Source organism: Sulfitobacter sp. 1A13421, assembly GCF_043557285.1.
In the GTDB taxonomy this organism is placed as follows: Bacteria; Pseudomonadota; Alphaproteobacteria; order Rhodobacterales; family Rhodobacteraceae; genus Sulfitobacter; species Sulfitobacter faviae.
Window position 1 is genome coordinate 127,887 of the sequence record NZ_JBIFFQ010000008.1, and the last position, 9,155, is coordinate 137,041.

Here is a 9,155-nt window from a genome sequence, read left to right on the forward strand (position 1 = left end):
TTTTTATGTCCGATAATGCAAACTTATTGGACATAACGAGGAACTGCAAAGCGAGGCGGTTTGCACATCATATTGTGGACGAAAGCGCCGCGCTGATGTAGGCTTCAGGCATGACTTTTTCCCGACCAGATCACACCAGCGACCTCGACACGTTACCCCGGATGCCTGCCTGGGTCACCTCTGCACGCGCTGAAACCCTTGAAGATGTTGCGTTTTTGTCGGGCGCGGCGCTGAACCACCTGCATCTTGTGTTGGGACGCGTGGAGGTGCCCCAAGCCTTGTTGTCGGACCGGCTCGCGCTGCGCGCGGCCGAAGCGTGTGTCGCGTTTTCCGGCCGACCGGAGCGGGCAGGGGAGCTGCGCGACGTCGTGCACCTTCTGCGCCCCGGCGATCTGCCCGGACCGGCGGGGGAAACCTACCTGGCTTGGCGCCGCGCGGCGGAACGGCCGGTGTCAGTCAAGGCTCTGCATCGCGCGCTGCGCGGACAGGAGGTTGCACAGATAGCAGGCTGGCTCGACGCGGGGCAGGGGGCGCCAGTCACCCGTGCGGCAATGGTGCTGGAGGCGGTGCTGACGGAGGGGCCCCGTGCCGATGTGTCGGCGCTGATCCTCGCGGATGCGGCGCTCGCGCAGGCGCTTGGTTGGGGGCATCTTGTGCCGCTGCTGGCTGCGGGCCTGAAGCGCGCTGACCTGCGCAAGCATGGCGACGACCTTCGCTTGGCTTGTCATCGGGCACTCATCTTTTCGGCGATCGAGTCGGTGCGGCAGGCCGCCGACCTCACGCGCCGAGCTGCGCATCTGAAAGCCGTCGCGCTGAAGCTGCGGGCCAAGGGGGCAGGGGGCGCGGTTGACATGTTCCTGACCCGCGATGCGGTGGCGCCTTCGGCCTTGCCCTTGCCGGATCGCGCCGCGCGGCGGCTCTGCGACCGGTTGGTCGACCTCGGCGCGGTGCGCGAGCTGACCGGGCGCGATACCTTCCGGCTCTATGGGGTGTAGCTATGGCGAAGGATCGCTCGGAACCTGACCTGGACCTCGAATTGGCCGACCTGCCGCCGGAGCTGCGCTGGCGGGAGTGGATGCGCCGGATCGAGGCGGTGCTCTTTGCCTCTGCCTCGCCGGTGCCGCGCGAGGATCTGGCGCGGGTCGTGGGGCAGGGGGCCTCGGTTGACCTGCTCGTCGAGGACCTCGCCGCCGAGCTGGAGGGGCGGGCTTTTGAAGTTGCGTGGGTCGCTGGCGGCTGGATATTCCGCACGCGCGCCACCTACGCCCCCGCGATCCGCGCGGCGGCAGATATCGGGGACCAATTGCTGGACCTGAGCGAATTCGACGTCGCGGTCCTGGCCGCCATCGCTTACCACCAGCCGATCACCCGCGACGCACTGAAGGATATCTTCGGCAAGGAGATCAGCCGTGACCTGATCGGACGGCTGCATGCGCGCGACCTGATCGGGACTGGGCCGCGGTCGCCGCGACGCGGCGCTCCCTATACCTTCGTCACCACGGAGCAGTTCCTGGTTGCCTTCGGATTGGAGTCCCTGCGCGATCTTCCCGATCGGGAGCAGCTGGAGGATGCGGGGGTTGTGGCGGAAGCTTCACAAGTCGATTTCGGGTAACGCGTTGCCGGTTTCCATTGCCATGCCTGACACAAACTCGGTAGTTCTGCTTATCGTTTCATCCGCAGTGCAACGATTCATGCGGAGAGCCAGAAATATTCACAATTTCAATGTGATAATCGTTGCAGACCTGTGAAGACGTCCACTTGCTCTATTCTGGTCGAGAGGATGTTGTCGCGTACGCTCGCGAGCAGTTCTTCGTCTGTTTTGGGCTGGAAGACCTTTGCGACCGGGAGCAACTGGCGAAGGCCGTGGTGGTCGCTTCGTCGTGAGAGCGATGCGGTGTTCGCATGCTGTGACCCGTTTACACGATCTAAACGAATTTCGAATATTTCGAGTGTTGCGATTGTTTCGAAGGACGGATAGCCTATATCCAACACGAGACGATAGAACCGGAGAGAGAAGATGAACGCCCTCAGAAAAGAGGCGTTCTTTGATCGTTTGCCCGACGAGGTAGAGATCAAGAACGCCGAACAACTCAGAACGATTGTGGCCTCCCAGATCAAGGAAGGCGAACCGACAAAGCTGTCGCTCGCCCTGGAAGACGGCGAAGTTCGCACCGTGACGCTTGCGCCGGCCTTGACGGCTTCGCTACTCGAAGTGCTGCGGCTTGTCTCGAGCGGTCGCGGGTTTCGGATGATCCCCGTCGAGTCAGAGCTGACCACGCAGCAGGCGGCGGACCTTCTCAATGTGTCCCGGCCGTTCCTAGTGAAGCTTCTCGAGGAAGGCGAGATTCCCTTTGCGAAGACCGGCCGTCATCGCCGGGTTCGTGCCGACGACCTCTTTGCCTACAAGGAGAAGCGTGACGCGTCTCGCTCTGATGCTTTGAGTGACCTTGCTGCAATGGATGCGGAAGAAGGTCTTGTATGAGCCGACACGCTGATCGGTTCACGGCGCTCCTCGATGCCTGCGTCCTGGGCGGAGCGCTTCGCAGAAACATGCTCCTGAGCCTGGCCGAGGCTGGTTTGTTCCGGCCTCGGTGGAGCAGTCGCATCCTTGACGAGACTCAGAAAGCGATCACCCAGATCACCAAGGGCGAAACCGATGGGTCCCGGCAAAGGGCGGCAATCGAGGCAGCATTCCCTGAAGCTCTGGTGACTGGTTATGAGATCTTCGAAGACAAGCTCGCGTTACCCGACCCCAACGACAACCACGTGCTGGCAGCGGCCATCGCGACGTCTGCTTCAGTCATCGTGACGGACAATCTTGCCGACTTTCCTTCCGCGGTTCTGGACCCGCACTCCATCCAGGCGATTTCCGCCGACGACTTCATCGCCGATACAATCGAGTTGGATCCCTCCGAGGCCATAATGGCCCTGCGCCGGATGAGGGAGCGCTTCAAGAATCCGGCGCTCGATGTCGCGACATTGATCCACAAGTCCGAAGCGCAGGGCTTGTTGCAGGTCGCAACCTTCATGGACGAGTACCAGTCGTTCTTGTGAGGAGAAGACCGGTGGGTGTTATCGCAAAGGCATACGGTACTGTCGGCGATGGTAGTTTACTTTATTTCCCGCCGGACGTGCTAAGCGGTCCGTGGTAATCTGTCACCACTGATCGATCTTCAGCCGAGGATTTTCTCTAACTCTTCGCCTTGGGCGGTGTGCTTCTCGGGGTTCTCTGCTTTCAGCTTGTTCACGTTGATGAGCTTCCATCTGACCGCTGGAAGCTCCGCCGCTTGAGGGCGACCGATCGCGTCGAAGTCGGGATCGCCTTTATGGTAAGCATCAAGGGAACCCCCTCTATTTTGGGCTGATTTGAGGTGCGATTATTGCGCGAGGCTGGCGATTTGACTGGCGCAATATGAGGGTTTTGAGATGAGTAAACGGCGGGTTGGGCGGGGTTCCAAATACTCGGATGAGTTCAAGCGGCGGTTGGTGGCAGAGAGCCAAGCCGATGGTGTCAGTGTGCCGATGGTTTCTCGCCGTCATGGCGTGCCGACAAGCCGGATTTATTCGTGGCGCAGCGATGACAGGTTTCAACCCGATGGGTCTGATGATGCCGGGTTCATGCCTGTTGAGATTTCAGGCGGCGATCACGATGCAGTACCGATGCTGCCGGAAGCGCGGCCTACAGCCAGCTCCCGGATAGAGATCACGCTGGAGAATGGGCGCAAGCTGAGCGTTAGCGACGGGGTTGATGCTGGCTTTGTGCTGGAACTGGCGCGGGGGCTGGCGGCATGATCCCTGTTCTGGCGGATGCGAAGATCTGGCTGGCGGCGGGTGTGACGGACATGCGGCGTGGGTTCAACGGTCTGGCGGCACAGACCGCGCAGGTTCTGGCGGGCGATCCCTATTCCGGCCATCTGTTTTTGTTCCGGGGACGGCGAGGTGATCAGATCAAGATGATCTGGTGGGACGGTCAGGGTGCATGCTTGTTCACCAAGCGCTTGGAGCGGGGTCGGTTTGTCTGGCCCACGGCCAGCGAGGGTAAAATCAACCTGAGCCGCGCGCAGTTGGCCATGCTGATGGAAGGCATAGACTGGCGCATGCCGCAGAAGACATGGCGGCCCGCGATGGTGGGCTGAGGCAATGTTTTATGGGCTTTCTTGCTGTTTTGGGATTCCCCCTGATGTCCGATTTTGCTATGGAATGGCATGCGTAAGACCCCTCCAAATCTGGCTGATCTGCCACCTGACGTGCAGGCCTTTGTAGCCGCACAAGCGGCGGAACTGGCCCGTAAGGATGCGGAGTTGTTGGGCCAATCGTTGAGCCATGCCTCCGCCCAAAAACGCCTCAAGGATGAGATGGAAGCCGCCCTTGCTGCCGAGCGCACCGCCCATGCGCGGGCCATCCAGAGCCGAGATACCCTCATTGCTGATCTGCGCTTGCAATTGCATGGTCACAAAAAGCACCGCTTTGGGTCAAAGTCGGAAAGCAGCGCGCAACTGGCGCTGGAACTGATCCTCGAAGAGTTGGAGATCGAGCAAGCCGCAGAGACTGAAGGTGATGGTGAGGGCCAGACGTCTTCCGAGGCAGACGTCCCAAAGCCGCCGCGCACCCCGCGCAAACGCAAGCCTTTCCCAAAGGGGCTTAAGCGGGTCAAGAAGACCATCACCCCCGGTGAGACCTGTGAAGACTGTGGTGGCCGCTTCAGGGAGCTGGGAACAGATGTTCTGGAAGAGTTGGAATATGTTCCAGGCCATTACATCGTCAATCAGATCAACCGCCCGCGTTTGGCCTGTAGCTGCTGTGACAAGGTGGTTCAGGCGGAGATGCCAAGCCGCCCCATCCCCAAGAGCTTTGTGGGTCCCGCGCTGATGGCGCATATCCTGTGCTGCAAATACGGCTATCACCTGCCGCTCTATCGCCAAAGCCAGATGTTTGAGAACGAAGGCATCGACCTGAGCGGATCGCTCATGGCCCTCTGGGTGGGCAAATGCACCAAGCTGCTTGAACGCGTGGCAGATGCCATCCGTGACCATGTGTTTGAGGCACAAGCCATCTTCATGGATGATACCACGGTCAAGCTGCTCCAGAAGGGCAAAGGGCGTGGCAAAAACAAGAGCAAAACCGCACGGCTATGGGTCTATGCCCGAGATGAGAGCGCCTGGTCCGGGGCCGCGCCACCCGCCGTGTGGTATCAGTTCTCCACCAACCGAGGTGCGGAACACCCGAGCGAACATCTCAAATCCTACACGGGCTACGCCCATGCGGACGCCTATGCAGGCTATAACGATGCCTACCGCACGGGGCGCATCAAGGAGATGGCCTGTATGGCCCATGTGCGACGGGAGTTTTATGCCCTGTATGAAAGCCTGAAGCTGCCTGTGGCGGGCGAAGCGGTCTTGCGCATTCGAAAGCTCTATGACGTTGAAACACAGGCACGGTTCCTACCACCCCATGAGCGCGTGGCCCTGCGTCAGGAACTCGCCAAGCCCATCTTTGATGATCTGGAGATCTGGCTCAAGGAGCAGTTGGGTAAAATCTCCGGCAAGACGCCACTGGCTAAGGCCATCCGATATGCCCTCGCGCGCCTGCCAAAGGCACGGCCTTATCTCGACAACGGCTTCTTGGAAATCGACAATAACACAGCCGAGCGGGCAGTGCGTCCTGTGGCCGTTGGAAGAAAGAACTACCTCTTCATGGGGTCAGAGGCAGGCGGCAAATCCGCAGCAATCGCCTATACTCTCATCGAGACCGCAAAGATGAACAACGTCAATCCCGAAGCCTGGCTCGCTTGGGTGCTCGAACGCATCCAGGATCATCCCGTCAATCGCATCCCCCTGTTGCTACCTTGGGCATCTCAGGGCATGATCAACGCGCAGAATGCTGAGGTCGGGGATCAACACGCCGCCTGATCAAACTTTTCATTGACGCCTATGGAGGTAAAATGGCTTGGGTTTACTTGTTCTTTGCGGGTCTTCTTGAATGTGGGTGGGTAATTGGTCTGAAATACACTCAAGGCTTCACGAAACTTCAGCCATCTGTCCTGACCGTGCTCGCAATGATCGCAAGCTTCTGGCTCTTGGCTGAAGCAATGAAAGACATTCCCGTAGGTACTGCATATGCCGTTTGGGCAGGTATTGGGGCTGTGGGCGTTGCTATTATTGGAATGACCATCTTGGGAGAGCAAAAAGACTTGGCTCGTGTCGCCTGTCTTCTCTTGATTGTTGCTGGGATTGTTGGGCTGAAACTGGTCGGAACCACGGCCAATCATTAGCGCCGAATGACAATCAACGAGCTGCTATGATCACAGTGCAGAGGGGCTTCCCTGGATGCTTACAATGCGGATACACTTTCGAGGAAATGCTCGGTCAGCATGACATTGACATCTACCATGTCGAGACATTGCGGGAGCTGGCCGAGAAGTTTGTAGATGAAGGGCTTTACGGTGAAATCCCAGAGAGCTTGCAGTATTACTGTTTCTCCTACGACACCCCCTCCAAACTTGTCGATCTGATCAATATAGCGCTTCAATGCACCAAAGATACGGCTGGGCCGGTCCGCATATCCCGGCGCGCGGGTTTCGAGCGTCTTTGCGCTTGTGGCAAGGCCTCGATCTTCGTCGAAGAAATCGAACGTCTTGAAGTTGTCGGGCGTGCGCTCTCCCAAACCGCCCAATCGTTCCAGGTGATCCTACCACGGTCCACCCTGCTCCCTGATCGGCCCGCCCCAGGTGAGGCCGGAGTTTTCGATGACGTCCCAGTCAGGATCAGAGGGCAAGCGGCGCGCCTCTGCCGCCTCATGCAGAAGCGCGTCGCGCATGTCGTCCGCGTCCTGCGCGTCACAGCTCGGCCCGCGCCGCCGCAACGCACCAAAGCAACGAAGAGGCCGTCAACAAGAACGGAGTCTCGCCGGTCTGAAAGCCGCTCAGCAAAGGTTCACCCGAAGAAGCTCTTGGTTGAACGAGATTTGTAAAGATCAGCTCGCGTGACAGGCGCCACCCGGAAAATGTGTAGACAGGCCGACCCAAGTTTTTCCCGGATGGGAAAGGGTAAGAGTTCTGGCTTGTCGTTCCCCTGACTAGGCGGCCCCGTTTATGTCTGCGGCCAGTTCCTCCAGACTCTTTTTTGTGATCTGGATGATTTCTCGCACGTCATTCGCGCCCACTATCAATGGCGGACAAAATGCCATCGCGTCTGTCATATTACGTGAGATGAGGCCGTTGCGCAGCATGATTGCGTTCATTTGGGCGCCGAGTTTTCCAGGGGCAAAATCGCCTGATTTACCCTCTGGGGCGATCAATTCAAGTGCGCCTATGAGGCCAATGCCACGTGCCTCTCCAACGAGAGGGTGGGACGTCAGGTCGGTCAATCCAGCTTGCAATTCTGCACCGCGTTCGGCGGCATTGGCCACAAGATCGCGCTCTTCGATAATCTTGATGTTTTCCAGCGCTACGGCTGCGCCGACGGGGTGGCCACCGCCCGTATAGCCATGCCCCAGAACACCGATGCGCCCGCTTTCGTCGGCGATTGGCTGATAGACCCGATCGTTGATCATGAAAGCCGAAAAGGGGAAATAGCTGGAGGTGATCTGCTTGGACATGGTGAGAATGTCGGGCTTTATGTCAAAGGTTGTAGAGCCAAACATGTTGCCCGTGCGGCCAAAACCGCAAATCACTTCATCTGCGATAAGAAGGATATCGTATTTCGCCAGAACCGCTTGGATTTTCTCCCAGTAGGTCGCCGGAGGAACAACAACACCGCCCGCGCCCATGACAGGCTCGGCGATGAATGCGGCTACAGTTTCGGGGCCCTCTGATTGGATCATATCATCAAGATCTTGGGCACAGCGTGACGCAAAAGCTTCTTCGCTTTCGCCGTCCTGACCTTCGCGCCAGTAGTGCGGGCAAGTGGTGTGCAAGATGCCCTCCATCGGCAGATCGAAGGACTTGTGGTTATAGGGCAGACCCGTCATCGACGCGGCTGCGACTGTCACGCCGTGATAGCCGCGCAGGCGCGAGATGATCTTCTTTTTCTCGGGCTTGCCGAGCGCGTTCGAGCGATACCAGACCATCTTGACGATCGTATCGTTCGCCTCGGAGCCCGAGTTGGTATAGAAAACCTTGCTCATTGGCACGGGGGCTATTTCGATCAGCTTTTCAGCAAGATCAATCGCCGGACCATGCGAGCGGTGCGAGAAGTTGTGGTAGTAAGGCAGCTTTTGCATTTGCCGGCTGGCGACATCCACAAGGCGTTGTTCGTTGAACCCGACTGCCACGCTCCAAAGGCCGGACATGCCCTCGATATAGCGGTTGCCGTTTGAGTCGGTGACGTGGATTCCCTCGCCTGATTCAATGATCAGCGGACCAATTTTTTCATGCGCTTCGGCATTGGTATAGCTGTGAAAATGATAAGCGATATCACGGGCTTCGTCTGAATTTGGTCGCACATCCATGGCAGGCATCACTTCTTGTAAGTTGGCGTTTTTCACGCGGCAGGGGGCCGCGATTTGCCCTCAGTACTATCGCCGCTTTCTTGCTTTTAGCAAGCAGTTTTGTTCCGAGCATCCTGTCTGCGGGCCAGCGAGGCCGCCCATTTGAAGCAGAAACGCCCGCCGGGATTTCGGTCGTGGTTTGAGGACACTTCCATCCTGTGATTCTGTTTGGATGCTTCGTTTTTTTGAAGCGCAGCGGCCGTGAATCTTGGGGAAAATGCGGCCCAATCCCGCTCAGGTTGTTGCCTTCGCAGCTTTCCGTTTCACAAAACCAAGACCCGATTTGGCGGTGTTCTCGCGCTGCAAATGGTTGGTAAAAATATGTTTTAGTTAGATATTTAGGATTTTCCAGGGCCTTTCTGGGCCCGATGAAAGAATCGCAAGTGCGCGAATTGACACGTGACACAAGAGTTTGTGCGTTTTTTGCCAAAGTGGTTGGCCGGAACGGTGCTACGATCATTTTAACACATGAGACAGTTGTGTTTTCGCCATTTGTGTTTTGGGGACGTTAGATGAATCAGAAGGACAAAACTGCAAACAAGCTCATGACTGCCACCCAGTGGCAGGCGGCTGTCTCAGATACGTTCTTTCGTAAGCGCCGTCCCTGTCCCATTGATTTCCACGGTTCCGTTACGCTGATGGAGCGGCGAGTTTCTCTCTGAGTATTC

General features: G+C 58.0%; 11 protein-coding genes. 8 read left to right on the plus strand and 3 right to left on the minus strand.

Going from position 1 to position 9,155, the window contains the following annotated elements:
* Positions 1 to 110 precede the first annotated feature (110 nt).
* The 8 genes from ACGYLI_RS14380 to sugE all read left to right on the plus strand — a co-directional run bounded on the left by ACGYLI_RS14380 (position 111) and on the right by sugE (position 6,271).
* Complete coding sequence (locus ACGYLI_RS14380) at positions 111 to 995, plus strand: DUF1403 family protein (RefSeq protein WP_065331087.1); 885 nt, start codon at positions 111 to 113, stop codon at positions 993 to 995.
* A gap of 2 nt (positions 996 to 997) precedes the next feature.
* Positions 998 to 1,612 carry an SMC-Scp complex subunit ScpB gene (locus tag ACGYLI_RS14385; RefSeq protein WP_065331086.1) on the plus strand — a complete coding sequence of 205 codons (615 nt, stop codon included), beginning with the start codon at positions 998 to 1,000 and terminating at the stop codon, positions 1,610 to 1,612.
* A 405-nt stretch (positions 1,613 to 2,017) separates the two neighbouring features.
* The gene (locus tag ACGYLI_RS14390; protein WP_065331085.1) at positions 2,018 to 2,482 is read left to right on the plus strand and encodes a helix-turn-helix domain-containing protein; all 465 of its coding nucleotides are present in this window, start codon (positions 2,018 to 2,020) and stop codon (positions 2,480 to 2,482) included.
* The gene (locus ACGYLI_RS14395; RefSeq protein ID WP_065331084.1) at positions 2,479 to 3,054 is read left to right on the plus strand and encodes a PIN domain-containing protein; all 576 of its coding nucleotides are present in this window, start codon (positions 2,479 to 2,481) and stop codon (positions 3,052 to 3,054) included. The genes ACGYLI_RS14390 and ACGYLI_RS14395 overlap by 4 nt, the downstream gene beginning before the upstream one ends.
* Positions 3,055 to 3,426: 372 nt before the next feature.
* Positions 3,427 to 3,792, plus strand: coding sequence for an IS66-like element accessory protein TnpA (gene tnpA, locus ACGYLI_RS14400; protein WP_065331083.1), 366 nt, complete (start codon positions 3,427 to 3,429; stop codon positions 3,790 to 3,792).
* A complete protein-coding gene (gene tnpB, locus ACGYLI_RS14405) occupies positions 3,789 to 4,136 on the plus strand; it encodes an IS66 family insertion sequence element accessory protein TnpB (protein WP_017467473.1) in 348 nt (115 codons plus the stop codon). Before tnpA ends, tnpB begins: the two co-directional genes overlap by 4 nt.
* 69 nt (positions 4,137 to 4,205) lie before the next feature.
* Complete coding sequence (gene tnpC, locus ACGYLI_RS14410; RefSeq protein ID WP_065331082.1) at positions 4,206 to 5,909, plus strand: IS66 family transposase; 1,704 nt, start codon at positions 4,206 to 4,208, stop codon at positions 5,907 to 5,909.
* A 32-nt stretch (positions 5,910 to 5,941) separates the two neighbouring features.
* A complete protein-coding gene (sugE, locus tag ACGYLI_RS14415) occupies positions 5,942 to 6,271 on the plus strand; it encodes a quaternary ammonium compound efflux SMR transporter SugE (RefSeq protein ID WP_017467358.1) in 330 nt (109 codons plus the stop codon).
* 59 nt (positions 6,272 to 6,330) lie between these two features.
* Here the strand turns inward: sugE and ACGYLI_RS14420 are convergent, their stop codons facing one another.
* From ACGYLI_RS14420 to ACGYLI_RS14430, 3 genes are all read right to left on the minus strand, one after another.
* Positions 6,331 to 6,663: a hypothetical protein gene (locus ACGYLI_RS14420; protein WP_017467357.1), complete on the minus strand. Its 333-nt coding sequence runs from the start codon at positions 6,661 to 6,663 to the stop codon at positions 6,331 to 6,333.
* 24 nt (positions 6,664 to 6,687) lie between these two features.
* Complete coding sequence (locus tag ACGYLI_RS14425) at positions 6,688 to 6,816, minus strand: hypothetical protein (protein ID WP_007120576.1); 129 nt, start codon at positions 6,814 to 6,816, stop codon at positions 6,688 to 6,690.
* A gap of 258 nt (positions 6,817 to 7,074) precedes the next feature.
* Positions 7,075 to 8,448, minus strand: coding sequence for an aspartate aminotransferase family protein (locus tag ACGYLI_RS14430; RefSeq protein WP_040701702.1), 1,374 nt, complete (start codon positions 8,446 to 8,448; stop codon positions 7,075 to 7,077).
* Positions 8,449 to 9,155 lie beyond the last annotated feature (707 nt).

Excerpts from the sequence above, each read along its gene's own strand:
- ACGYLI_RS14390 (WP_065331085.1), top strand. The coding sequence starts at position 2,018 with ATGAACGCCCTCAGAAAAGAGGCGTTCTTTGATCGTTTGCCCGACGAG.
- ACGYLI_RS14385 (WP_065331086.1), top strand. The coding sequence starts at position 998 with ATGGCGAAGGATCGCTCGGAACCTGACCTGGACCTCGAATTGGCCGAC.
- ACGYLI_RS14425 (WP_007120576.1), bottom strand. The coding sequence starts at position 6,816 with ATGCGCGACGCGCTTCTGCATGAGGCGGCAGAGGCGCGCCGCTTGCCC.
- ACGYLI_RS14430 (WP_040701702.1), bottom strand. The coding sequence starts at position 8,448 with ATGGATGTGCGACCAAATTCAGACGAAGCCCGTGATATCGCTTATCAT.
- tnpA (WP_065331083.1), top strand. The coding sequence starts at position 3,427 with ATGAGTAAACGGCGGGTTGGGCGGGGTTCCAAATACTCGGATGAGTTC.
- ACGYLI_RS14395 (WP_065331084.1), top strand. The coding sequence starts at position 2,479 with ATGAGCCGACACGCTGATCGGTTCACGGCGCTCCTCGATGCCTGCGTC.
- tnpB (WP_017467473.1), top strand. The coding sequence starts at position 3,789 with ATGATCCCTGTTCTGGCGGATGCGAAGATCTGGCTGGCGGCGGGTGTG.
- tnpC (WP_065331082.1), top strand. The coding sequence starts at position 4,206 with ATGCGTAAGACCCCTCCAAATCTGGCTGATCTGCCACCTGACGTGCAG.
- ACGYLI_RS14380 (WP_065331087.1), top strand. The coding sequence starts at position 111 with ATGACTTTTTCCCGACCAGATCACACCAGCGACCTCGACACGTTACCC.
- sugE (WP_017467358.1), top strand. The coding sequence starts at position 5,942 with ATGGCTTGGGTTTACTTGTTCTTTGCGGGTCTTCTTGAATGTGGGTGG.